We start from the raw sequence: 22,356 nt of genomic DNA, 5'->3' as shown, positions 1-22,356 counted from the left end.
CTTGGGATCGCGGTTGCCATGCATGCCGAGCATCGGCGTCGGCAGCGACGGTTTGCAGACCTTGCGCAGGCTGTCGAGCAGGGTCGAGGACACATAGGCAGCGGCGGCGACGCGCTCCGAGCGCTCGCAGACATAGCGCTGGGTCATGAAGCCGCCGGACGAGAAGCCGGTCAGATAGATCCGCCGGGCGTCGATCGGATAGGCCGCGACCAGATTGTCGATGACCCGGGTGATCAGTCCGACATCATCCGGGCCGTTGCGGTCAGCAACCGGATCGAAGGCCCAGTTACGGCCACGCGAATTCGGCAGGATCGCCCAGACGCCGGTGTCGCGCACCAGCTGGCCGATCTCGATCAGGTTGGCCATTTCCTCGGAATCACCACCGGCGTAATGGAGCACGACGATGGCCGGTGCGAGGCCAGCCGGGTTCGCGACCGGACGCACGTAGAGCACGCGTCGCCGCTGGCCGCTGATGGTGAATTCGCCTTCGAAAGTGGTCACGCCGCTGACCGGCTGGAAGCGCCCGGCCTGAACATCGGCTGGCAGGAACACCGACTGTGCGAACAGCGCCAGCAGGGCGATTGCCAGGGTTCGCAGGGCAGGCAGAAGCATCGACTTCAGTCGCATCAGGTGTTCCTTGAGGGTGGGATTCCGGGTGTGGCTCGGTGCTGCTTCAGCCGCGTGCGCGCTCGATGATCCGGGTCGTCGAATAGCCGGGGTGGAAATCGAGAATCACCACCTGGCCACCGTTGGCGCTGACCACGTCGTGACCGGCGACCTGCTCCGGCCGGTAGTCGCCGCCCTTGACCAGCAGGTCCGGCAGCACGGCGGTGATCAGGCGCAGCGGTGTGTCTTCGGAGAACGGCACCACCCAGTCGACACACTTCAGCGAGGCCAGCATGCGCATACGGTCATCGGTGTTGTTCAGCGGCCGGGTCGGCCCTTTCAGACGCTTGACCGAATCATCGGTGTTGACCGCGACGATCAGCACATCGCCGAGCCGGCGCGCCGCTTCCAGATAACGAACGTGGCCGACGTGCAGCAGATCGAAGCAGCCATTGGTCATGACGATGACCTGGCCCTGGGCCTGCGCCGCGCGCACCCGTTCGAGCAGCTCGTCTTCGGCGAGCACGGCGCTGTCGTCCTCGTGCTGGCGGCGGATCGCGCGCAGCAGTTCGCTCTGGGTGACGGTTGCGGTACCAAGCTTGCCGACGACGATGCCGGCGGCCAGATTGGCGATGCGCGCCGCGTGGCCGAAATCATGGCCGGCCGCCAGCGCGGCACCGAAGGTGGCGATCACCGTATCGCCGGCGCCGGTGACATCGAACACTTCGCGGGCGACGGTCGGCAGATGCAACGGCGGCTGATTCGGCGCCAGCAGGGTCATGCCGTTTTCCGAACGGGTGACCAGCAGCGCGTCGATGCCGAGTTCGTCGCGCAGCCTGGTGCCCTTGGCGACGATCGTCGCTTCGTCCGGACAGGGGCCGACCACGGCTTCGAGTTCGGACAGGTTCGGCGTGATCAGGGTGGCGCCGCGATACGGCCGCCAGTCGCTACCTTTCGGATCGACCAGCACTGGCCGGTTCGCGGCCCGCGCGGCAGCGATCATCAGCGCGGCATCGGCCAGGGTGCCCTTGCCGTAGTCGGACAGGATCACCACCGAGCAATCGGCCAGCGCCGTCTTGAAGCTGGCCAGATAGTCCTCGCGATTGAAGGCACCGGCCACCGCAAGCGATTCCTCGAAATCGAGCCGGATCAGCTGCTGGTTGCGCGACAGCACGCGCAGCTTGGTGATCGTCGGACAGGACGCGGTTTCGGTAAACGTCGGCAGCACGTGCTTGGCAATCAGCGCTTCGCGCAGCTTGCCCGCTGCTTCATCGCGACCGACGACGCCGAGCAACTGCACAGCGCCACCGAGCGAAGCGATGTTCAGCGCCACGTTGGCCGCGCCGCCAGGACGGGTTTCGTCCTTCTGGATGCGCACCACCGGCACCGGCGCTTCCGGCGAGATGCGACCGGTCGGCCCGACCCAGTAGCGGTCGAGCATCACATCGCCGGCCACCAGCACGCGGGCGCGCTGGAAGGCCGGGATTGCCGCGATCACCTCGTCACGGTCACTCACGCGGCAGGCGAACTCAAGCGGCCTTGGCGGCAGCTGAGCTGGTGTGCGACAGCCACTCCGGATATTCGCTGCGCTCACCCTTGACCGAGGCCACGTAGAGCTTCTGCAGCTTTTCGGTGATCGGGCCGCGCTTGCCGGCGCCAACCGCCCGGTTGTCGATCTCGCGGATCGGCATCACTTCGGCGGCGGTACCGGTGAAGAAGGCTTCGTCGCAGATGTACATCTCGTCGCGGGTGATGCGGCGCTCGTACACCGGGATGCCTTCATCGGCAGCCAGCTGCATGATGGTCTTGCGGGTGATGCCGTCGAGGCAGGAATTCAGATCCGGCGTGTGCAGCGCGCCGTCCTTGACTAGGAAGATGTTCTCGGCGCTGCCTTCGGCGATGTGGCCGGACATGTCGAGCATGATCGCTTCGTCGTAGCCGTCCTTCAGCACTTCGTTCAGCGCCAGCATCGAATTGATGTAGTTGCCGTTGGCCTTGGCCCGGCAGAGCATCGAATTGACGTGGTGACGGGTGTAGCTCGAGGTACGCACGCGGATGCCGCGCTCGACGTTGTCGGCACCCAGATACGCGCCCCAGGTCCAGGCGGCGACCATCACGTGGGTCTTCAGGTTGTCGGCGCGCAGGCCCATGCCTTCGGCGCCGTAGAACACCATCGGCCGCAGATAGGCTTCCTTCAGCTTGTTGGCGCGCAGCACTTCAAGCTGGGCCTCGTTGATCACTTCCTGCGAGAACGGCATCTTCATGCCGAGGATCTTCGCGGAGTTGAACAGGCGCTTGGTGTGATCGCCGAGCCGGAAGATCGCCGTGCCCTTCGGCGTGTGGTACGCACGGACACCTTCGAAGCAGCCGACGCCATAATGCAGCGTGTAGGTCAGGACATGGGTCTGGGCTTCACGCCACGGCACCATTTCGCCGTCGAGCCAGATCAAGCCATCACGGTCGGCCATCGTCGTCATTTGCTTCGTTCCTCGAAATTTTTGCAGCCGGGCTGTGAAAGGGGACGGGAGACTCCGAACTGGGCGACCCGGCGCGTACCCGAACGGCGCGCATTATAAGTCTGCAAGCCGCGTCAGGCTCGATAAAACCGCGTCCGGATGGATGCCGGTCAGGCAGGCCATCGGTTCTGCAGGTGGCTTCAGCGGGCAGTTGCGCTCGAAGCAGGGGCTGCAGGCGAGACGCCGGTAGTGGATCACGGTGTGTTCGGTCATCGGCGGCGTGTGATCCGGCGTCGACGAACCATAGATCGCGACCACCTTCGCGCCCGCTGCCGCCGCAATGTGCATCGGCCCCGAATCGTTGCAGACCACGGCACGGGCAACGCTGACCAGATCGATGACATCGACCAGGCTGGTGCGGCCGCAGAGATTGATCGCCGCGCCATTCGAGGCTGCGACGATCTCGGCCCCCAGCGGCTGTTCCTTCTTCGAACCGATGATCCAGCTGCGGATGCCTTGCCGGCCGAGCTCCGCAGCCAGCTGCGCGTAATAGGCCGCCGGCCATTGCTTGGCCGGGCCGTACTCGGCGCCTGGCATCAAGGCGATGCCCGGGCCGTCACCGAGCGCCAGATCGACTCGTAGTTGCGCGGCACGTTCGGCATCGGCCCGGAAGCGCGGCGCCGGCACGGTGGGCGCTACGCGCGCCGGGCCGTCGTCGGCCAGCGCGACGAAGCGTTGCGGCGTTGTCTTCAACAAAGCCTTGTTCAGCGGCCGCAGATCGTTGAGCAGGCCGTAGCGGAATTCGCGGGCGTAGCCGGTGCGGCGCGGGATGTCTGCAAAGAACGGCACCACGGCGGACTTCCAGGAGTTCGGCAGCACGATCGCCTGCGCATAACCGCGATCACGCAGTGACAGCCCCAGCCGTCGCCGGCCGCCGAAGTTGAACTCGCCATGGGCGAACGGCAGTTCGATGCCGGCGCGAATCTCCGGCATGCGGCCGATGATCGGCAGCGACCAGCCGGGCGCCAGTACATCGATCGCGGCATCCGGATAGCGCTCACGCAGCCGGATGAACAGCGACTGCGCCATCACCATGTCGCCGACCCAGGCCGGGCCGACGATCAGCAGGTCATTGGTCATCGGAAGCCCCCTACTCCCTCCCCTGCTTCGCGGGGGAGGGTTGGGGAGGGGGCGGTTGAAGTGAGCGCTACCGTCCAACGCCCCCATCCCGCCGTCGGCTTACATCGGAGTGCCCAATGGCACTCCTCTGTTCGGCCAACAGCTCCCCCGTGCACGGGGGAAGGAGACAAACCTTGGAGGGGAAATCGAGAGTCGGCGGGCATGCCGCAGTTTATCCGCTCGCTTATCCTTCGCCGCCCCGCCTGCTCCGAGTTCCCTGTGTCGATGAACGCTGTCCCCACCACGCCGTCACGCGCCCGCTGGCTGGGCCCGGTCATGGGTCTGAGCTTCGTGCTGATCTGGTGCACCGGCTATCCCACCGCGAAGATCGTGGTCGGCCACAGCGGCCCGTTCACTGCGCTGTGCCTGCGCTTCGCCTGCGCTGCGGCGATCTTCGGCGTGCTGGCACTGATCGCCAAGGTGCGCTGGCCAGGACATCGCGCTGCCGCGCACAGTGCGATCGTCGGCCTGCTGCAACTGGCGCTGCAGTTCGGTGGCGTCTACGGCGCGATGCGTCTCGGCGCCAGTGCCAGCCTGTCGGCGCTGGTGATCGGCGCGATGCCGCTGTCGGTGTCGGCGTTCTCGCTGCTGCTCGGCGAGCGCATCGGCAAGCTGCAGTGGCTGGGCCTGCTGGTCGGCTTCACCGGCGTCTGGCTGGTGATCGGCGAAAGTCTGGTCGGCGCTCGCGCCGATGTCTGGTCGATCGGCGCGCTGCTGCTCGGCCTGCTCGGCATTTCCTGCGGCACGCTGTACCAGAAGCGCTACGGCTCGGCGATCGATCTGCGCGCCGGCCTGGCGATCCAGAACACCGCCGCCAGCCTCGCCCTGCTGCCGCTGGCCTGGGGTCTCGAAGGTCTGCACACCGATGGCAGCCAGGCGTTCTGGCTGTCGACGACCTGGATCGTGCTGGTCAACTCGGTCGGCGGCTTCGCCTTGCTGTTCCTCTTGATCCGCAACGGTGCTGCGACCCAGGTGGCGGCGCTGTTCTATCTGGTGCCGGCGGTCGGCGCGATCATGGGTCACTTCGTGCTCGGCGAAGTGCTGACCCGACTCGAGATCCTCGGCTTCTTCGTCGCCGCATTTGGCGTCTACCTCGGCACGCGAACGCCGCCGCCAGCCCGCTGAAAGCAGCGCTACCGTTGACGGGCTCTGCTGCACCGTTCATCCCCTGCCCGCCGTGGCCGGCGGCGCATGCTGCAGCTTGCAAGCCGGCCGCCGATAACGCTGGAACCCTTGCCAGCAAAGGCTTGCAGCCGAGCGGGTCAACGCCGCCGATGCAAGCTGCAGCATTTCTTGCCGCAGTGCGGCCTACACGATCGGGTATTACCACGCCGCGAGCCATTTCCTAGGTTCCTCCCGTAACTGCTGCAGTTTGCAAATCGACGGCATCGATCCGGTGTTACAGCGCAAATGTCGCAGCGCCCCACCGGGATCTAGGCCGTGCAAGCCAGAACGAGGTGTCCGTTTCGGATAACCCGTCAGGAAACCGGGAGGGATGATCAAGTGCGTTCGAGAAAACCTGTGGTGTGGTGTGCAGGGTCGTTGCTGTTGCTGTCCGTCAATGTCCAGGCTGCGGAAGGCGATGGGGCCGCCACGCCGCCCGAGACGCCAACGCCGTACGCCGACGAAGCGGCTCCACCGGTCAGCGAGAATTCAGGCGCTTCCGCAGCCGCCGGCACCAGCAGCAGCAGCGATGCCGACACCCAGGGCATCCTGGGCGCGCCCGGGCTCAGCTTCTCGTTCGGCGGCTTCATCCGTCAGGAAACCGCGATCAGCACCAGCGGCGACGACAATCCCTACAACCAGCAGGGCTGGCTCTACAACGGCCGGACAACCCCGCGCTTCTACGTGCTGACCGACGCCAACGGCGGCCCGGTTCCGATCAATGACACCACCACCCGCGCCGGCCCGCAGCAAGACGGCAGCGTCAATCTGGCGATCCTGCGGACCCGGCTCGAAGCCGACATCAAGTTCACCAGCAATCTGTCCCTGCAGGCGAAGATGTCCGGCATCTTCGATCCGGCGCTCTACAACGAATACGACCCCCACGAATTCAACTCGATGGCGGTCGGCAAGCTGTACGGCAAGCCGAACTATTTCCGCTTCGAAGCCGAAGGCAAGAATCATCCGAACCCGCTGGAATGGAGCGGCCGCGAGTATCTGATCACCTTCCCGGCGCTGTTCCTCGACTACAACCGCGGCCCGCTCGACGTCCGCATCGGCAATCAGCAGATCGCCTGGGGTCAGGCCATCTTCTTCCGGGTGCTCGACGTGCCGGACGGCCTCGATCTGCGTCGTCATTCGGTGCTCGATTTCGCATCCGAAGAGTTCTCCGACAAGCGGGTGCCGGCGCTGGCGGTACGCGCCTCCTACCAGTTCGCCGACAACTGGCTGGCCGATGCCTATGTGCAGAAATTCCAGCCGACCGTCTACGGCAATCCGAACACCAGCTACAACGTCATTGCATCGGCGTTCACGGTGCACGACCGCTACGGCGACTTCGACAGCAAGATCAGCTACGGCCTGCGTCTGAAAGGCGATATCGGCGATGTCGGCGTACAGGCGATCGCCGTGCGCCGCTACAACCCGGACGGCGTATTCCGCTGGACCAAATCCGGCGTCAACCGCGACCTGCCGGGCCTGGTCGGCTCCGGTCAGGTGCTGCAGGACACGGCGTTCGAGGTCGATCCGACCGGCATCTGGTCCGCCGAGGAATGGTTCACCTACGCCGGCATGGCGCGCCTGAACGGTGTCACTGGCCTCAATGCGGCGATCAACGAATTTCCGGCAGCGGCCCTGCTCGGCGCCGTACCGGTGGCCACTCCTGACGGACCGCAGTCCGGCTTCGCCGCAGCGAGCGCCACGCTCGATACCTTCTTCGCGCTGGCCGGCGGAGCGGCCGTGGGCGAGAACAACGCCGGCCTGCGTGGCCACATCGCCCGGGAATACCGTGCCGAAAACAATTTCGGCGGTGGCCTGAGCTATGTCATCAACAGCACGCCGGGCTCGTTGCTCGATCAGCTGATCGTCAACTTCGAAGCGTTGTACACGCCGAACCGGGTGTTCACCAATCCCAGCCTCAGCCGCGATTTCCTGACCGAATCGGAGCTGACCACAGCCCTGGTGATGGAGAAATACCAGCGCTTTTCGACCGAGCTACCTGCGACGTACATGGTCGCCCAGTGGCTGCACAAGACTGCCAGTGACCTGTTCGGCCGTTCGCTGAAAGGCCAGGGCGGCACGGCGACGACGGCCGCGCCCGGCGTCAAGGGTGGTTATGACGCCGTGGTGTTCGCCTTGCAGCAACCGTTTGCGCAGCTGGTCTGGCGCGCCGATCTGTCGGTGCTCTACGACACCCAGGGCGGCATCCTGGTGCAGCCTGCCGTGCGCTGGAAGCCCAGCGGTTCCTGGACCGTCGACATGTTCTACAACTACATCAACGGCCACCTGTCGAGCCCGAACGAGAACAGCCTGTCGACCTTCGACTTCGCCGACGAACTGAGCCTGCGGGTCGGCTACCAGTTCTGACCGCGAGTACGACCATTCGCAGCGGACGGCCGAATGGACCTCCCTCGTCTGCCCGGAAACCCCGGGCAGACAAGGGCCGCGCTGCTGTTCCCACCCACAGTCGGCGCGATCATGGGGTCACTTCGTACTCTGCGAAGTACTGAACCGACCCGAGAACCTCGGCTTTCTTCTCCGCTCTCGGCTTCTACCTCGGCGCCCGCGTCAATGAGCCTGCAGGCAGTACCTCAGAAGGCCTGGGCGAGCCTTAGGCCGGCGTCAATTTTCGTTCCATACGAACGGTTCACGCGATGCCATGGAATTTTTCACCTTTTCTTCATTCAAAGCGGCGCCCGTGGCGTACATTCGCGGCGCTGTCACGCGATACAGCGGGTCCTTCGGGGTTGATCGCCCCAGTCCCTTACCGAGAATGAAATCGAAATGAACAGATACAAGCTGCTCCTGGCGACCGCGGCACTGGCGCTGGGCGCTGTCAGCAATACGGCGTCGGCACTGACGCTCTACGTCGTGACCGCGGGCAACAAGCTCGCTCGCTACGATTCCGAAGACGCGAAGTCGATCACCCGATTCGGCTACCTGAGCGGCTTCACCAACGGCGACACCTCGCTGATCGGCTGTGATTTCCGCCCTCAGGACGGCCTGTTCTACGGCGTCGGCAACAACGGGGGCATCTACACGATCGATACCGAAAGCGCCTTGATGACCTTCAGGCAGACCTTGTCGGTTCGTCTGCAGGGCACTTCCTACGGCGTCGATTTCGATCCGACGGCGAATCGCCTGCGCATCGTCAGCAACGCTGGCCAGAACCTGCGCCACGATCTGTCCACCGGCGTGACCACGGCTGAAGCCGCGCTCAACTACCCCTCGGCCTCATCGCCGAACACGCCGGGACCGACATCGAAGGGCGTCGTCGATGTCGCGTACAGCAATAACGACAGCGATCCGTCGACCGCCACGACCCTGTTCGTGCTCGATGCGGCGACCAACCAGTTGTCGATCCTGTCGCCGTCGGCCAGCGGCACGCTGACCAAGGTCGCCAAGCTGTCGGTGACCTTCGGGACGTTCAGCGGCCTCGACATCCTGACCAAGGTCGACGGCAACCGCGCCGTCACCAACACCGGCTACATCGCCGTCGACAATGGCGACGTGACCTCGACGCTGTACTCGGTGGACCTGTTCACCGGCAAGGTTTCGGCGCCGCTGGTGACCACGCCGCGCCGGATCATCGATTTCGCGGTGCCGCCGAACCAGTAGGCGGCCAGGTACCTGCCCGGATCGAGACCCGGGCAGGTACTTGGCTTCAGACGAGCAGCTCCCCGGTCAGCAGCCGGGTCGTCGGAATCCCGATTCGGATTCCCGATGCCGATATTTTTGCCCTGCAGTGTCCAGGCACCGAGCCTGCGTCGTACATTGCTGCACCTTGTCCGGCCTGATCTGTACGGCCATGGCGGCATCCAGAACCAATGAAAACGAGAAGAGAGACCCAGATGAAAAGACACAAACTGCTGCTGACGGTTTCGGCATTGATGCTGGGCGCTTTCAGCCATACCGCTTCAGCGTTGACGATCTACGTGGTGACCGCAGGCAACAAACTCGCCCGTTACGATTCCGAAGACGCGAACTCGATCACCCGGTTCGGCTACCTGGTCGGTTTCACCAATGGCGACACCTCGCTGGTCGGCATCGACTACCGCATCCAGGACGGCCTCTTGTACGGCGTCGGCAACAATGGCGGCATCTACACCATCGATACCAGCAACTCGGTAATGACTTTCCGCCAGACCCTGTCGGTCCGACTGGAAGGCACTTCTTTCGGCGTCGATTTCAACCCGGCTGCCGATCGCCTGCGCATCGTCAGCAACAGCGGCCAGAATCTTCGCCACGACCTGAACACCGCAATCACCCTGGTCGACGACCCGCTCGATTATCCGCCGGCATCGCCGCTGAACACCGCCGGACCTACCGTGCAAGGCATCTGCGATGTTGCCTACAGCAACAACGACTACGACCCGGCGACCGGCACGACGCTGTTCACGCTGGACTCGACGCTCGATCAGCTGGATATCCAGTCGCCGCCGAACAACGGCACGCTGTCGCCAGTCACCAAGCTGTCGATTCCGATCGGCCTGTACAGCGGTCTCGACATCCTGACCACGCTGAAGGACGGCAAGGCGGTGACCAATATCGGCTACATCGCCGTCGACAACGGCAATGTCACGTCGACCTTGTACTCGGTAGATCTGTTCACCGGCACGGTGTCGGCGCCGCTGGCGACCACGCCGCGCCGGATCATTGATTTCGCGGTGCCGCCGAACCAGTAAAACCTCGCAGCAACTCCGGCTGCAGCACCTGCGCCGCTCCCGAAAGAGAGCGGCGCAGTTCGTTGCGCGATTACTTCTTCTTTTCGGCGTCTACCGCGACCTGCATCTTGATGATCTTGGTCGGGCCGCTGACGGTGCCGTTGTTGCGCGAGTCGCCCTTCTTGACGGCGTCGATGAACTCCATGCCGCTGACCACCTGACCCCAGATGGTGTACTTGCCATCGAGGAAATCGCCGTCGTTGAGCATGATGAAGAACTGGCTGTCGGCGGAGTTCGGATTGGCGGCACGGGCCATCGAAACGACGCCGCGACCGTGATGAGCCGACGAGAATTCAGCCTCCAGCGTCTTGCCGGAACCGCCGGTGCCATCGCCGAGCGGGTCACCGGTCTGGGCCATGAAGCCTTCGATGACGCGGTGGAACTTGAGGCCGTCGTAGAAGCCCTTGCGGCACAGTTCCTTGATCCGCGCGACATGCTTGGGCGCCAGATCCGGACGCAGCGCGATGACCACGCGGCCGGCCGGCACATCGAGATAGAGGGTGTTTTCCAGGTCCACCGGCTTGACCACCGGCGGCGCGGCCGGTGCATCGGCGGCATAGGCCTGGGCAGCGAACAGGGTGGTGGTGGCCAGCAGCAGCCGGGCAAGGATTCGGGTCATCGGTACGGTCATGGGTGGGCTCGTGTTCTGGCGAGGGATGCGAGGGCGGAGCATAGCCGCGCTCGCTGATCGCTTGCACAGTCTTTGTTTCAGGCCGCGATTAGTGCCTGTCATGGGCGCCGCCAAGACTGATCGGCACAACTTCAATAAACTGGGGCCATGCAATTCTTCATCATTGTCGGCGGCCTGATCGGCCTGGCCGTAAACGGTTGGCGTGGCGCGGCATTCGGAGCACTGCTGGTCTGGGCGCTGTTGCCGCTGGTGGGGCGACTGCTGCTGAAGACGGCGGTGCGCAAGATCGGCCAGGTCCAGACCCAGTTCCTCGATTCGACCTTCGCGGTCATGGGCGCGGTCTGCAAGGCCGATGGCCAGGTCAGCAGCGAGGAGATACGCGTTGCCGAGGCGCTGTTCGACCAGTTGCGCCTGAACCCGGAAGCGCGCGAAGCGGCGAAGCGCGCCTTCAATCGCGGCAAGGAAGCGGGCTTCGATCTCGACGCCGAAGTCGCTCGCTTCGCCAGCGCCAGCGCTCGTGCGCCGGTGTTCCGCCAGCTGTTCCTGCAGGTGCAGGTGTCGGCGATCGCCGCCGATGGCCAGACCCACCCGGCCGAGCACGCGATGCTGCTGCGCATCGCCCGCGGCCTGGGCATGTCCGCCCACGATGTCGCGATGTTCGAAGCGATGATGCGTGGCGGCGGCGCCGGAAGTAGTGGCGCTGGCGGCGGCTTCAATCGCGACCGGGAAAGCCCTTCGGCGCTCGATGACGCCTATCAGGTGCTCGGCGTGCCGGCGACGGCCAACGATGGCGAGGTCAAGCGCGCCTACCGCAAGCTGATGAGCGAGAACCATCCGGACAAGCTGGCCGCCAAGGGCCTGCCGGAAAGCATGCGGGCGCTGGCCGAGGAAAAGACCCGGCGGATCACCGCCGCCTACGAGCGCATCGAGCGAGCGCGGGGCGGCGTCAAGAGCTGAAGCCGCGCCAGCCCGAGTTCGGTTGGGGCTTGCTGGTGAACAAACGTATCTTCGGTCATGCTCCTTGCACTGCGAGGGGAGACCGAACATGAGCGCAACCAAGCGCCTTAATCCGCTGGACTGGACGTTCCTTGCCGGGGAGTCCGGCGACACCATGATGCAGGTCGGCGCGCTGATGCCGTTCTCGCCGCCGGACGATGCCGACCCGTCGCTGCTGCGCAAGCTGATGGACGAGGTGCGTGCCAGCGCTATCGCCCAGCCGCCGTGGAATCTGAAGCTCAAGTATCCGAACCGCCTCGCCAATCCGCTGCAGGCTTGGGTCGAGGACGACAATTTCGACGTCGAATACCACATCCGTCGCTCGGCCCTGCCCTCGCCCGGCGACGAGCGCGAACTCGGCATCCTGGTCTCGCGGCTGCACAGCCACCGGCTCGACTTCCATCGCCCGCCCTGGGAAGTGCACTTCATTGAAGGCCTGGAAGGCGGCCGCTTCGCGATCTACTTCAAGGTGCATCACGCGCTGGTCGACGGCTATACCGGCATCCGCCTGCTGTCGGGCAGTCTGTCATCCAGCGCCGCCGAACTCGACACGCCGATGTTCTTCTCGGTGATCCCCAAGGTCCGCGCCGCCAAGGCGGCCGTGAGCCCGAAGGTGCCGACGATGGAAGCGCTGATGACGCTGGCGCGCGAGCAGTTCGATACTTCGAAGACCATCACCCGGGTACTGAAGGACACCATCCTCGGCGCGCTCAAGCCGGAAAAGGCACGCGATCCGGCGCTGGTCGCGCCGATGCAGGCGCCGAAGTCGATCCTCAACCAGAAGATCGGCCGCAACCGCCGGTTTGCGACCCAGCAGTTCTCGCTGGATCGGCTCAAGCGCGTCGCCAAGGCCCACGGCGGCACCTTGAACGATCTGGTGCTGGCGATCTGCGCGACAGCTCTTCATCGGCTGCTGCGCGAGCTGGATGCCCTGCCCGCGCAGCCGCTGACCGCGATGCTGCCGGTCAACGTCCGGCCCAAGGACGATCCGGGCGGCGGCAATGCCGTCGGCGCGATCATCGCCTCGCTGGCCACCGATATCGCCGATCCTCATGAACGTCTGCAGGCGATCATCGCTTCGACGAGTGCCGCCAAGGCGCAACTGCAGGGCATGACCCGCAACGGCATCATGCAGTACAGCGCGCTGCTGATGGCACCGCTGTTGCTGGCGCGGATTCCGGGCACCGTCGGGCGCATCCGGCCGGCATTCAATCTGGTCATCTCCAACGTGCCGGGGCCGACCAAGCTGCTGTACTTCCGCGGCTTCAAGCTGGATGCCTATTACCCGCTGTCGATCCCGATGCACGGCTACGGCCTGAACATCACCGTGGTGTCCTATGTCGACCAGCTAAACTTCGGCTTCATCGGCTGCCGCGATGGCCTGCCGCATCTGCAGCGCCTCGCCGTCTACAGCAAGGCCGCACTCGATGAACTCGACGACGAAGTCGGCGGCTGACCGGACCGGTCAGCCGCCGACTTCGTCATAACCATCACCGCTGACGACGCGACCACCGCATGGCCGAGCTGATCAATCTGAACAAGGCGCGCAAGCAGAAAGCGCGCGCCGCAGCCGAGTCGCTGGCCGCCGCCAATCGCGTCAAGTTCGGAAGAACCAAGGCCGAGAAGCAGCGCGATGCCTCGGCGGAAGCCGAAGCGGCGCAGCGGCTCGATGGCCTGCGCCGCGAACTGCCGCCTGCCGCTCCCTCGGACGATTGAAGCCAGCGTGATGCAGCCCCTCCTGCCGCTGAGCCGCGCGCAACGCGCCATCGTCTGGGCCTGCTGGCTGGGCGGTGGCCTGCTGCGGCTGATCTACGTGCTGGTCCTCCATCCGCCGACCCTGCATGTCTACAGCGACATGCAGGGCTATGTGCAGCGGGCGCTGAACCGGGTGGCCGGCGGGCCCGAGAACATCGGCGATTCGCTGTATCCGCCCGGCACCTCGATGCTGTTCGCCAAGCTGCACCAGCTCGACCCGACGTCCGGGCTGACCGTGATCGCGCAATGGCTGCTGTCGCTCGGCACCATGGCCGGCATCTGGGTCATCGCCCGCGCGCTGTACGGCAACCGGGTGGCGGTGCTGGCCCTGGTCGCAACGACGCTGTACCTGCCGCTGTTCCATTACGCCGGCCTGTTCCTCGCCGAAAATCCGTTCACCTTCTGCCTAGTGGCGGCCTACGCGTGCCTGATCAAGGCGATCACTGCATCGCGGCCATTCGGCACCGCCGTTTGGGCGCTGGCGGCCGGTCTGCTCGCGGGGCTGGCGGCGTCGTTGAAAGCGACGATCCTGCTGCCGGTGGCCGTGACCGGCATCGTGGTCATCATCTGGCTGATCCGCAATCGCCGCCGCGGCGCGCTGACGCTCGCGGCCGGCGTGCTGATCGGCATGAGCAGCTTGCTGCTGCCGCTCGCCGAGCGCTGCACGCGGTTGGCCGAAGAGCATTTCTGCCTGGTCAGCACCAACACCGGCATGAACGCGCTGATGGGCCATGCCGGCGAATACGCGGAGTTCGTCTGGGTCGACCCGGTGCGCAACAGCACCTATTCGTTCACCAGCCCGAGCGCGCCGATGCGCGGCTACACCGCGCCGGTGCGCCTGAACTTCGGCGCCTACGACGTACCCGCCAATGTCGCTGAACTGAACAAGCGCATCGCTGCCGACCCTGCGGCCGCACTGCGCTGGAGCCTGCGCAATGTCGCCGATCTGTTTGTCGGCCGGGACTTCTGGCCGGGCGCGGTCTATCGGCAGCGCAACTGGAGCCGTGCCTACCAGTGGCTGCTGCAGTGGCTGTTACTGCCGCTGGCGCTGGCCTGGCTGATCTACCGCGCGCCCAGACTGATCCGGCTGCGCGACGACAGCCTCGCCGAATGGCTGCTGCTGACGCCGCTGCTCGGCCTGATGCTGACCGCGTTCATTTCGCTCGGCGAACTGCGCTTCCGCATTCCGTTCGATGGCTTCGTGATCATCCTCGCGGCCCAGGCCGTGCTGGCCGTGTTCAACCGCGAGCAGCGCAGAGTCAATCGGGACAGCGTGCCGCCAGCGCTGCGCTAAGGCGTAGCGGCCGGAGCCGGCGCAGCAACCCCGGCAACGATCCTTCCTCGCAGGCTTTTCAGCTTGGCGATCGTGATCAGGCGATGCTCGCGGCCGATGCGCCAGAGCAGCTTGCGACCGGCAGAAGCGTCTTCCTGCGCCGGCTCGGCGAATTCGTAATGCACCTTCGGCCGCAGCAGCGGCACCGGCTCGCTGATGTCCGGCGTGGCGATCAGATGATCGAGCACTTCGACGACCCGGTTGTTGAACCTGCCTTGCGGATAACCCAAGTCGCGATAGGCCTGCTGGAACAGCGGATACCAGCGAAAGTACAAGGCCACCAGCGCGTCATCGCTGATTGCCAGGAACAGGCTGACCACCGAGTTGTAGCGGGTCGCGTTGTCGGCACTGATCGTGTAGCCGATCTTATTGACGTCGACTAGGAACTCGCCGGCAACCGGCTTCAGCGGCCGGAGCTTCACGGCGACTCTGTCGCGCGGCAGGTTGTCGATGGTGACGACGATGCGGCGGATCAGCATGTCCGGAATCAGCCAGGCCTCGATCGGCGCCGCGCCCGGCACCGCGATCAGGGCGTCGCGGAACGCGGTATCGCTGTCGGCGATGGTTGGCAGCGCCGGCGCTGCGGGTGCTGGCTCCGGCACCGGGTAATCCGTCGGTGGTGGCGGCGGCGCCGGCTCGGCAATCGCTTCCACCGGCACCGGCGGCGGCACGACGGTTATCGGCTTGAACCATTTGAACCAGGCACCAGCGGCGGCCAGCAGTGCCACGACAAGAATCAATCCCCAGCGGTTTGCAGACATCGTCGGCTCCGGTTGTTCGACAGATATACGGGGACAGATATACGGGATTGCCCCAGCCAACGCGTCCGTTCAGGCCGCTTCGCGCTGCGCCAGTGCTGCGGTCAGCAACTCGTAGGAACGCAGGCGATCGGCATGGTTGTGGATGTTGCTGACGATCATCACTTCATCGGCGCCGGTGTCTTGCACCATCGCTTCGATCCTCGCCCGCACCGTGCCCGGCGAGCCGACGATGCTCAGGGCGCGCTGCTGGCGCACTTCCAGGCGATCGAACTCGCTCCACTCGTAGGCCGCGGCTTCGGCCAGCGACGGAATCGGCAGGTACTGGTTGCGGCCGATGCGCAGCCAGGTCAGATCCATCGACTGCGCCAGTTCATCGGCACGGGCATCCGTCTCGGCGCAGACCACCGACACACCGAGAATCGCGTGCGGCTGCGGAAACGCGTCCGAAGGCTTGAACGCGGCGCGATAGGCCTCGAAAGCCGGTGCCGCCGGCTCTTGACTGAAGTGGCTGGCAAAGCTGTAGCCGAAGCCGGCCGCGCCGGCCGACGAAGCACTGGCGCCGCTGGAGCCAAGGATCCAGATCGGCGGCAGCGTGACCTCGGTCGGCATCGCGGTGACTTTCGCGTAAGGGTGTCCCGGCCCGTAGCCACCGCCGCCAAAGCGCAGCAGTTCGTTCATCAGCTCCGAAAAATGTTCGCCGCCGGCCGCCCGCAGGGCGCGCGTGGCATTGCCATTGGTGCCCGGTGCGCGGCCGATGCCGAGATCGATGCGGCCGGGATGCAGCGCTTCGAGCGTGCGGAAGTTTTCCGCCACCCGCAGCGGCACATGGTTCGGCAGCATCACGCCGCCCGAGCCGACGCGGATCGATTTCGTGGCCGAGGCGATATGGCCGATGAGGATTTCCGGCGCGCTGCTGGCCACGCTCGCCAGTGCGTGGTGCTCGGCAAACCAGTAGCGCGTATAGCCGAGACGTTCCGCCAGGCGGGCGAGATCCACACTGCGGCGCAGCGCTTCGGCGGGAGTCGAGCCGGTGCAGACTGGTACCAGGTCGAGCACGGAAAGAGCGAAGGTCATCGGGGAGTCTCCACGGATGGGCGGTGCTTGCCGCATCGCCGAAGGATACCGAATGAAATTGCCGGCCCGCATTTCGAGCGCATTTGAACGCATTGGGGCGGGCAAAAAGAAGGCCGCTTGCGCGGCCGTCTTTCTTACATCTTCCGGGTAAAACTTTCCGACGGTCAGACGCCGCCGAAACGATACCGGAGGCCCGCTTCGATGCGGTCGTCGTCACCGCCCTGAACCGCGGCGACCAGCGCGAAACGCGGCGCGATGGAGTAAGCACCGCTGAGACGCAGCGCCACCCGACCATCACCGACAGCGTTGAAGTAACGAACTTCCGGGGTCAGCTCGATGGTCTTGCTCGGCGTGAAATGCAGGCCGCCGCGCAGGCCGTAGCCGAGGTCGTCGGCCTGGCCGATGTCGACGTACTCGAGGCCACCGCCAGCGAACAGATCGAATTCCGAATTGATCGGCGTGTGGAAAACCGCACCGACGCTGAACTGGTTGAGCTCGTCGTTGTTGCTGAATTCGGAATAGGCAGCGACGTTGGGGTGAATGCCCAGCATGCCGGCAACGCGGACGCCGGCATCGCTGCGGCCGTAGGTATCGCGCTGAATGAAGCCACCTTCAACATAGTTGTAATCAGCCGCCGAAACCACGCCTGGCAGCAGGGCGAGGGCCGCGAGGGCGGTCAGTCGGCGAATGGACGACTTTTGATTCATCGGGAGTCTCTCCTGTGATTTCTGGTTTTTTGAACAAATTTTGATGCTTCGACGTTTGCTAACGTGTCATCAATGAGGCAGTCATCAGTTAGCGTGCCCAAGCGTCGAATGCTGCACAGCCGAACTGGCCGCTCGTTGATGACGGGGCCGAGAGTGCCGATTGCTGCCTGAATCGATTCTGAACGGAGCACTGCGCGAGCACGCTGGCTGCAGCGCTCGCCTGCTCTCAGGGCTTGGCCAGCACGGCCTCGCGCGCCGCAGCCCGAACGCGTATTGCGGCGCCGATCGAGCGGTAGGTGAATTCGGTATCCGGAGCGATGCCGTCACGCGGAAATCTCGCCGTCCCGGGTGGCTGTATGCCGAAATGCACAGGCGCAACGGCAAAGCAGGGACGCCCCGGCCCGGCCCCGGAAGGCAGTTGCCAGCGCTGCTTTTTCAGCCAGAAGAGGACCGGCTGCTCGAACACGCGCAGGCTGGAACTCTGGATGGAGACGAAGGAGATCGAACCGTCCGGCTGGACATCGATCATCGTGTTGACCCAGCCCTCGATACCACGTGCCAGAGCGGCGTGTGGATAGACCGGTCTGGTATCGAACTTGGAAATGACCAGCCGCCCCTCCGACGGACAACCGCCCGGATGCTGCTCGCCTCCGAGGCCATAAAGCGCCATCAAAACCTTGCGGTCCTGCAGGTTGGTGCGCGGCATGTCGCGCAGGCTTTCGAAAACGCGCCTCGCCTCGTCATCACGCCCCAGCGTCTTCAGCGCGGAGCCTTTCTCATAGACGACCCAGGCGCGATCGAAATCACTCTGCGGCACTGCCGGATCCAAGGCATTCAAGGCTTCCAGCGCCACCTCGGCCGACTGGCGCCCAACGTCGTCGCCGATCTTGACTCGAGGTCCCGTCGCACCTTTCTTGTGCCACTCCGGAACTTCCAGTTCGAGCGCACGCACCAGTTCTGGCGATAGCTCCGGCGATGTCGTTCGGCTGGTCAGCAGCGCCATTTCATCCGAGTTCGGCTCGGCAGCGAACGCCACATTGCCGATCGCCATCACCACCACAAACAAGAGCCAGTTGTTCACGAAGTGCCTGCTTTCAAATGACGCCGCAGGATAGCGGAAGGGCTTGATCCGGCGCCCCCCAACGAACCGTCAGGCCGTGCCGGCAACGATGTCGGCGAACGCCTTCGAACCGTAAAAGCTGGCCAGGCGACGACGCGCGATCGGCTCCAGCAGTTTCTTCTTCTTGAGCGTCTTGATCACCGACGGCGCATAGCGCTGCAGTTCGTCAAGAATTCGTTCGCGGTCGATGCCGAGATCGGTGAGCAAGGTGGTCAACGTCGCGTTCTCGTACTTGTCGAAAAAGCCGTCGATGCCGGCGTCGATGACGATGCGGTACCAGTCCTGCTTGCGCAGGTGGCGCCAGGCTTCGAAACCGGTGACGAACAGTTCTTCGACGGCGGTTTCGCCGATGTCGTCACGCAGAGCGCCGACCGGTTCGTCGCGCAGCTTGTCCCAGGTGTCCAGCGCCAGTTCCTTCAGCAGCTTGGGGCTGGCGTGGGAAATCAGGAACTCGGCACTGCGGGTCGTCGAGGCCTGCACGGCCTTGGCGATGTACTTGCGCAGACCTTCTTCGAGCGAGGATTCCAGCTTCGGCGTGGCGACGCTGAGCGCGGCGCGGCCGAGCTTCAGCATCGAGCTGGCGCCGGGAATGTTCTTCGCGACATTGCTCTGCGCGAGGTAGCCGGTGATACCGCTGTAGAGCAGATCGGAGGCGAAATCGGCATACAGCGGGCTGGTCACGGCGGCGCGGATGATCTTGTCGCGCAGGGTGTCGAGTTCGAGGATCTGATCGGTGAAATCCTCGAAGTGCTGATCGGTCAGCAGATCGCCCGGCGTGGTCTTGCTGTGTATCTCGTGAGCGTAGACGCGACGGGCAATCTCGCCGACCAGTTCCGGCAGTCCCGGCCCGAACTCGACTTCACTGGCGAACACCGCAGCGGTGTCCTTGATCTGCTTGCGGGTCACCATGTTGCCGACGGTCAGCTTGCCGACAGCGAGCAGCGCGGCATCGACTTCTTCGGCCAGCAACGTCTTCAGGCCCGGGCCGCTGATCTCCTCGACGATGTGCTGCACATGCGCTTCGAGCAGGGTCTCGGCGATACCGGCTTTCTTGTCGACCATCACGCTTCTCCAGAATTCGGAATCAGTAGGAAACAATTGTTCGCTAGCTTCGCACAGGCGCGGCCAGCAATGACACAGGCCGTGGTTCCGGCCGTTATCCTGTACGCCATCAACACTCGCGAGCGCCCGCTTGGACCCGCAGTCATCCCCTGAAGCCTTGCCGCCGAAGCCGCAACCGCCGGTCGACTACGACTGCTGTGGCGGTGGCTGCGCGGACTGCGAACTGCGCATCTATCTGCGCGAACTGGGCCGCTGGCAGAAAATGGCCCGGCTGCAGGGCATTCCGCTCGATGACTGAAGCCGTGCAGCGGCTGCTCGGCTTTCTCGACGCCGCGCCGCGTGTACTGCTGCTCACCGGCGCCGGCGTCAGCACCGGCAGCGGCATCCCCGACTATCGCGATGCCGACGGCGCCTGGAAGCGCGGAGCACCAATTACCGGCCAGGTCTTCCGCAACGATGCACTGCAGCGGGCGCGCTACTGGGCGCGCAGCATGATCGGCTGGCCGCTGCTCGCCGGGGCGCAGCCCAACCTGGCGCATCGGGCGCTGGCGGCGCTGCAGACTCAAGGCCGGATCACGCGACTGATCACCCAGAATGTCGACGGCCTGCACCAAGCCGCCGGCAGCACCGAGGTCATCGACCTGCATGGCCGACTCGACACGCTGATCTGCCTGGCCTGCGGTCAGCACTCGCCGCGCAGCGTCTTCCAGCAGCGCTTGCAGGACGACAACCCGGACTGGGCAGCGCATGACGCCATGGCGCTGCCCGATGGCGATGCCGATCTCGAACATGCGGATTTCAGCGCGTTCATGGTGCCTGGCTGCATCGACTGCGGCGGCATGCTGAAGCCGGATGTCGTGTTCTTCGGCGAAGGCGTGCCGCGCCAACGGGTCGACGCCGCGTTCGCGGCCTTGCAGGCGTCCGACGGCCTGCTGATCGTCGGCTCATCGCTGATGGTCTATTCGGGCTACCGCTTCGCCGTGGCCGCCCACGAGCGCGGCTTGCCGATCGCCGTGCTGACCCTGGGAAAGACCCGCGCCGATGAGATTGTCGATGTGAAGATTGATGCGCCCTGCGGCGAGACGCTGGCGGCGGCGGCCCATCTGGCCAGAGAGCCGGCCTGCTGAGCTTCCGAGTAAAAGCGGCCTACCAGTGCGGCGGAATCTCGTCCCGCGCCGTGCCCTGGAACACCGGCTGATCGCTGGAAGCCAGGCGATCGCCGAGCGCCTTCAGACGCTGGTCGAGCCGTTCGATCAGGCGCTGCTGGCGCTGGATCTCGGCGCTGAGCACGTTCAGCGCGTCTTCCTGCCAGGTCATCCGCGTTTCCAGTTCGACCAAATGTTCTTCGGGACTGCTCATGTTTGCGTGGCGTCGTTGCAAGGCCGGCAGTTTAACGGCAGGCACGGGCTATGCTTGGCGCATGAGCATGCCCAGCCCAGCAACCCATCCCGCAATCAAGATTCGTCCGGAACTCGCGATCTGCGAGCACTGCGACAGCGTCCACCAGCGCCTGCCGCTGGAGCGCGGCGAAGCGGCGGATTGCCATGTCTGTGGCGCGACCCTCTACCGCCGCCCGCTGCTCGATCTCGACGCCATGCTGGCACTCACGATCGCCGCGCTGATCGTTTTCGTGGTCGCCAACGCGGCACCGCTGGTGACCATGGAATCCGGCGGCAACACGACGCGCGGCTGGTTGCTGAGTCTGGTTGCGACCACCTGGACGTCGGGTGTCGGCGTCGTGTCGGCCATCCTGATCGGCACCGTGTTCCTGTTCCCGCTCGCCCAGATCGTGCTGTATTTCTATGTCCTGCTGGCCTGCCGCCTGACGCTGCCGGCACCGTGGTTCGTCGATGCCATGCACTGGCTGCGCCGGCTGCGGCCGTGGAGCATGGTGCAGGTGTTCCTGATCGGCACCCTGGTATCGATCATCAAGATGTCGCATCTGGCATCGGTGAAACCGGAGCCCGGCCTCTGGGCGTTCGGCGTGCTGACCATCCTGCTGACTGCGCTCGGCACCTTCGAATTGCGCGAGCTGTGGGCGCTGCACGAAGAGGCGCAACGCGCATGAGTAGGATCGTCCGGGGCATCGAGCATGGTCTGGTCGGCTGCGAAGCCTGCGGTCTGGTGCTGGAACGACCTGCGCACGGCAGCGACTGCCCGCGTTGCGCAACACCGGTACATGCGCGGCGTCCGGAATCGCTGGCCCGCAGCTGGGCGTTCCTGGTCGCGGCGATGATCCTGTACGTCCCGGCCAATCTGCTGCCGGTGCTGCATTCGACCAAGCTGTTCGAAAGCTGGTCCGACACCATCCTGTCCGGCGTCGTCGCGCTGTGGGAAGACGGCGCCTACGATCTGGCGATCATCGTCTTCACCGCATCGATCGTGGTGCCCTTGCTGAAGATGGGCGCGCTGGCTTTGCTGCTGCTCGAAGTGCAGCGCGGTGGCCGGCAATTGCCGCGCGAACGGGCGCTGCTGTATCGCATCCTCGAGTACATCGGCCACTGGTCGATGCTCGACGTCTTCGCGGTGGCGCTGCTAGTCACCTTGGTACACTTCGGCACTTTGGCAAGTGTCGAACCGGGCTCGGGCATCGTCGCTTTCGGCGCCGTTGTGGTGCTGACCATGCTGGCGACGATGAGCTTCGATCCACGCCTGAACTGGGACACGCCACGCTGGCGCGCCAGACCCCTACCCGCAGCCCCCGCCGTCAATTCCGACGCGGCCAAAGACCCGCTATCGCCATGAGCGCAGCCCTGCCTCCCGATGAACTGCCTAAGCCCGAGATCCGCCG

23 protein-coding genes are annotated in these 22,356 nt (G+C 64.9%); 12 read left to right on the top strand and 11 right to left on the bottom strand.

Features of this window, described 5'->3' with window-relative positions; all coding sequences use genetic code 11:
• The 4 genes from Q0D45_RS13685 to waaF all read right to left on the bottom strand — a co-directional run.
• The coding region (locus Q0D45_RS13685; RefSeq protein ID WP_293393756.1) for a PHB depolymerase family esterase at positions 1-612 on the bottom strand (612 nt) is incomplete at its 3' end.
• 61 nt (positions 613-673) lie between these two features.
• Entirely contained in the window at positions 674-2,104 is a 1,431-nt protein-coding gene (gene hldE / locus Q0D45_RS13680; protein WP_366946448.1) for a bifunctional D-glycero-beta-D-manno-heptose-7-phosphate kinase/D-glycero-beta-D-manno-heptose 1-phosphate adenylyltransferase HldE, read from the bottom strand.
• 31 nt (positions 2,105-2,135) lie between these two features.
• Positions 2,136-3,083, bottom strand: coding sequence for a branched-chain amino acid transaminase (locus tag Q0D45_RS13675; protein ID WP_293393752.1), 948 nt, complete (start codon positions 3,081-3,083; stop codon positions 2,136-2,138).
• Positions 3,084-3,176: 93 nt separating this feature from the next.
• Entirely contained in the window at positions 3,177-4,202 is a 1,026-nt protein-coding gene (gene waaF, locus Q0D45_RS13670; RefSeq protein WP_293393750.1) for a lipopolysaccharide heptosyltransferase II, read from the bottom strand.
• A 264-nt stretch (positions 4,203-4,466) separates the two neighbouring features.
• On the opposite strand from waaF, the gene Q0D45_RS13665 reads away from it, so the two are divergent.
• The 4 genes from Q0D45_RS13665 to Q0D45_RS13650 all read left to right on the top strand — a co-directional run bounded on the left by Q0D45_RS13665 (position 4,467) and on the right by Q0D45_RS13650 (position 10,087).
• Positions 4,467-5,366 (top strand): EamA family transporter, encoded by a 900-nt coding sequence (locus tag Q0D45_RS13665; RefSeq protein ID WP_293393748.1) that lies wholly within the window; start codon positions 4,467-4,469, stop codon positions 5,364-5,366.
• Between the two features lie 423 nt (positions 5,367-5,789).
• Positions 5,790-7,769: a DUF1302 family protein gene (locus Q0D45_RS13660; RefSeq protein WP_293393746.1), complete on the top strand. Its 1,980-nt coding sequence runs from the start codon at positions 5,790-5,792 to the stop codon at positions 7,767-7,769.
• Between the two features lie 417 nt (positions 7,770-8,186).
• The gene (locus tag Q0D45_RS13655; protein ID WP_293393744.1) at positions 8,187-9,020 is read left to right on the top strand and encodes a DUF4394 domain-containing protein; all 834 of its coding nucleotides are present in this window, start codon (positions 8,187-8,189) and stop codon (positions 9,018-9,020) included.
• A 233-nt stretch (positions 9,021-9,253) separates the two neighbouring features.
• A complete protein-coding gene (locus Q0D45_RS13650; protein ID WP_293393742.1) occupies positions 9,254-10,087 on the top strand; it encodes a DUF4394 domain-containing protein in 834 nt (277 codons plus the stop codon).
• A 70-nt stretch (positions 10,088-10,157) separates the two neighbouring features.
• Here the strand turns inward: Q0D45_RS13650 and Q0D45_RS13645 are convergent, their stop codons facing one another.
• Positions 10,158-10,757 carry a peptidylprolyl isomerase gene (locus Q0D45_RS13645; protein ID WP_293393740.1) on the bottom strand — a complete coding sequence of 200 codons (600 nt, stop codon included), beginning with the start codon at positions 10,755-10,757 and terminating at the stop codon, positions 10,158-10,160.
• Positions 10,758-10,904: 147 nt separating this feature from the next.
• Here Q0D45_RS13645 and djlA point away from each other — a divergent pair, with 147 nt between their 5' ends.
• From djlA to Q0D45_RS13625, 4 genes are all read left to right on the top strand, one after another.
• Entirely contained in the window at positions 10,905-11,714 is an 810-nt protein-coding gene (gene djlA, locus Q0D45_RS13640) for a co-chaperone DjlA (RefSeq protein WP_293393738.1), read from the top strand.
• Positions 11,715-11,802: 88 nt separating this feature from the next.
• Positions 11,803-13,209: a wax ester/triacylglycerol synthase family O-acyltransferase gene (locus Q0D45_RS13635; protein ID WP_293393736.1), complete on the top strand. Its 1,407-nt coding sequence runs from the start codon at positions 11,803-11,805 to the stop codon at positions 13,207-13,209.
• Between the two features lie 59 nt (positions 13,210-13,268).
• Complete coding sequence (locus Q0D45_RS13630; protein ID WP_293393734.1) at positions 13,269-13,469, top strand: DUF4169 family protein; 201 nt, start codon at positions 13,269-13,271, stop codon at positions 13,467-13,469.
• Positions 13,470-13,479: 10 nt separating this feature from the next.
• Positions 13,480-14,802, top strand: coding sequence for a glycosyltransferase family 39 protein (locus tag Q0D45_RS13625; RefSeq protein ID WP_293393758.1), 1,323 nt, complete (start codon positions 13,480-13,482; stop codon positions 14,800-14,802).
• Here Q0D45_RS13625 and Q0D45_RS13620 read toward each other — a convergent pair.
• The 5 genes from Q0D45_RS13620 to Q0D45_RS13600 all read right to left on the bottom strand — a co-directional run bounded on the left by Q0D45_RS13620 (position 14,799) and on the right by Q0D45_RS13600 (position 19,565).
• Positions 14,799-15,602 carry a DUF3014 domain-containing protein gene (locus Q0D45_RS13620; protein ID WP_293393732.1) on the bottom strand — a complete coding sequence of 268 codons (804 nt, stop codon included), beginning with the start codon at positions 15,600-15,602 and terminating at the stop codon, positions 14,799-14,801. The genes Q0D45_RS13625 and Q0D45_RS13620 overlap by 4 nt on opposite strands.
• Positions 15,603-15,671: 69 nt before the next feature.
• Complete coding sequence (locus tag Q0D45_RS13615) at positions 15,672-16,676, bottom strand: LLM class flavin-dependent oxidoreductase (protein WP_293393730.1); 1,005 nt, start codon at positions 16,674-16,676, stop codon at positions 15,672-15,674.
• 164 nt (positions 16,677-16,840) lie between these two features.
• Positions 16,841-17,383: a hypothetical protein gene (locus Q0D45_RS13610; RefSeq protein ID WP_293393728.1), complete on the bottom strand. Its 543-nt coding sequence runs from the start codon at positions 17,381-17,383 to the stop codon at positions 16,841-16,843.
• A gap of 226 nt (positions 17,384-17,609) precedes the next feature.
• On the bottom strand, positions 17,610-18,464 hold the full coding sequence (locus tag Q0D45_RS13605; RefSeq protein ID WP_293393726.1) for an energy transducer TonB: 855 nt from the start codon (positions 18,462-18,464) through the stop codon (positions 17,610-17,612).
• Between the two features lie 69 nt (positions 18,465-18,533).
• Positions 18,534-19,565 carry a hypothetical protein gene (locus Q0D45_RS13600; RefSeq protein ID WP_293393724.1) on the bottom strand — a complete coding sequence of 344 codons (1,032 nt, stop codon included), beginning with the start codon at positions 19,563-19,565 and terminating at the stop codon, positions 18,534-18,536.
• Between the two features lie 130 nt (positions 19,566-19,695).
• Here Q0D45_RS13600 and Q0D45_RS13595 point away from each other — a divergent pair, with 130 nt between their 5' ends.
• Positions 19,696-19,863, top strand: a complete 168-nt coding sequence (locus Q0D45_RS13595; RefSeq protein WP_293393722.1) for an oxidoreductase-like domain-containing protein — start codon at positions 19,696-19,698, stop codon at positions 19,861-19,863.
• Entirely contained in the window at positions 19,856-20,692 is an 837-nt protein-coding gene (locus tag Q0D45_RS13590) for an NAD-dependent protein deacetylase (protein ID WP_293393720.1), read from the top strand. Before Q0D45_RS13595 ends, Q0D45_RS13590 begins: the two co-directional genes overlap by 8 nt.
• 19 nt (positions 20,693-20,711) lie before the next feature.
• Here the strand turns inward: Q0D45_RS13590 and Q0D45_RS13585 are convergent, their stop codons facing one another.
• Complete coding sequence (locus Q0D45_RS13585; protein ID WP_293393718.1) at positions 20,712-20,924, bottom strand: SlyX family protein; 213 nt, start codon at positions 20,922-20,924, stop codon at positions 20,712-20,714.
• A 67-nt stretch (positions 20,925-20,991) separates the two neighbouring features.
• Between Q0D45_RS13585 and Q0D45_RS13580 the strand changes: the two genes are divergently transcribed.
• Together Q0D45_RS13580 and Q0D45_RS13575 are read left to right on the top strand one after the other, a co-directional pair.
• Positions 20,992-21,633: a paraquat-inducible protein A gene (locus Q0D45_RS13580; protein WP_293393716.1), complete on the top strand. Its 642-nt coding sequence runs from the start codon at positions 20,992-20,994 to the stop codon at positions 21,631-21,633.
• Positions 21,630-22,310 (top strand): paraquat-inducible protein A, encoded by a 681-nt coding sequence (locus Q0D45_RS13575; RefSeq protein WP_293393714.1) that lies wholly within the window; start codon positions 21,630-21,632, stop codon positions 22,308-22,310. The genes Q0D45_RS13580 and Q0D45_RS13575 overlap by 4 nt, the downstream gene beginning before the upstream one ends.
• Positions 22,311-22,356 lie beyond the last annotated feature (46 nt).

This window comes from Nevskia sp. (assembly GCF_023266035.1).
GTDB lineage: Bacteria > Pseudomonadota > Gammaproteobacteria > Nevskiales > Nevskiaceae > Nevskia.
Note: the sequence above shows the minus strand (reverse complement) of the source record. Positions and strands in the feature narration are given on the sequence as shown.

Bases quoted from the DNA above. Each gene is read 5' to 3' on its own strand.
- waaF (WP_293393750.1), bottom strand. From the start codon at position 4,202: ATGACCAATGACCTGCTGATCGTCGGCCCGGCCTGGGTCGGCGACATG.
- Q0D45_RS13590 (WP_293393720.1), top strand. From the start codon at position 19,856: ATGACTGAAGCCGTGCAGCGGCTGCTCGGCTTTCTCGACGCCGCGCCG.
- Q0D45_RS13620 (WP_293393732.1), bottom strand. From the start codon at position 15,602: ATGTCTGCAAACCGCTGGGGATTGATTCTTGTCGTGGCACTGCTGGCC.
- Q0D45_RS13580 (WP_293393716.1), top strand. From the start codon at position 20,992: ATGCCCAGCCCAGCAACCCATCCCGCAATCAAGATTCGTCCGGAACTC.
- Q0D45_RS13665 (WP_293393748.1), top strand. From the start codon at position 4,467: ATGAACGCTGTCCCCACCACGCCGTCACGCGCCCGCTGGCTGGGCCCG.
- Q0D45_RS13645 (WP_293393740.1), bottom strand. From the start codon at position 10,757: ATGACCGTACCGATGACCCGAATCCTTGCCCGGCTGCTGCTGGCCACC.
- djlA (WP_293393738.1), top strand. From the start codon at position 10,905: ATGCAATTCTTCATCATTGTCGGCGGCCTGATCGGCCTGGCCGTAAAC.
- Q0D45_RS13615 (WP_293393730.1), bottom strand. From the start codon at position 16,676: ATGACCTTCGCTCTTTCCGTGCTCGACCTGGTACCAGTCTGCACCGGC.
- Q0D45_RS13585 (WP_293393718.1), bottom strand. From the start codon at position 20,924: ATGAGCAGTCCCGAAGAACATTTGGTCGAACTGGAAACGCGGATGACC.
- Q0D45_RS13655 (WP_293393744.1), top strand. From the start codon at position 8,187: ATGAACAGATACAAGCTGCTCCTGGCGACCGCGGCACTGGCGCTGGGC.
- Q0D45_RS13675 (WP_293393752.1), bottom strand. From the start codon at position 3,083: ATGACGACGATGGCCGACCGTGATGGCTTGATCTGGCTCGACGGCGAA.
- Q0D45_RS13575 (WP_293393714.1), top strand. From the start codon at position 21,630: ATGAGTAGGATCGTCCGGGGCATCGAGCATGGTCTGGTCGGCTGCGAA.
- Q0D45_RS13625 (WP_293393758.1), top strand. From the start codon at position 13,480: ATGCAGCCCCTCCTGCCGCTGAGCCGCGCGCAACGCGCCATCGTCTGG.
- Q0D45_RS13635 (WP_293393736.1), top strand. From the start codon at position 11,803: ATGAGCGCAACCAAGCGCCTTAATCCGCTGGACTGGACGTTCCTTGCC.
- Q0D45_RS13650 (WP_293393742.1), top strand. From the start codon at position 9,254: ATGAAAAGACACAAACTGCTGCTGACGGTTTCGGCATTGATGCTGGGC.
- Q0D45_RS13630 (WP_293393734.1), top strand. From the start codon at position 13,269: ATGGCCGAGCTGATCAATCTGAACAAGGCGCGCAAGCAGAAAGCGCGC.
- Q0D45_RS13600 (WP_293393724.1), bottom strand. From the start codon at position 19,565: ATGGTCGACAAGAAAGCCGGTATCGCCGAGACCCTGCTCGAAGCGCAT.
- Q0D45_RS13610 (WP_293393728.1), bottom strand. From the start codon at position 17,383: ATGAATCAAAAGTCGTCCATTCGCCGACTGACCGCCCTCGCGGCCCTC.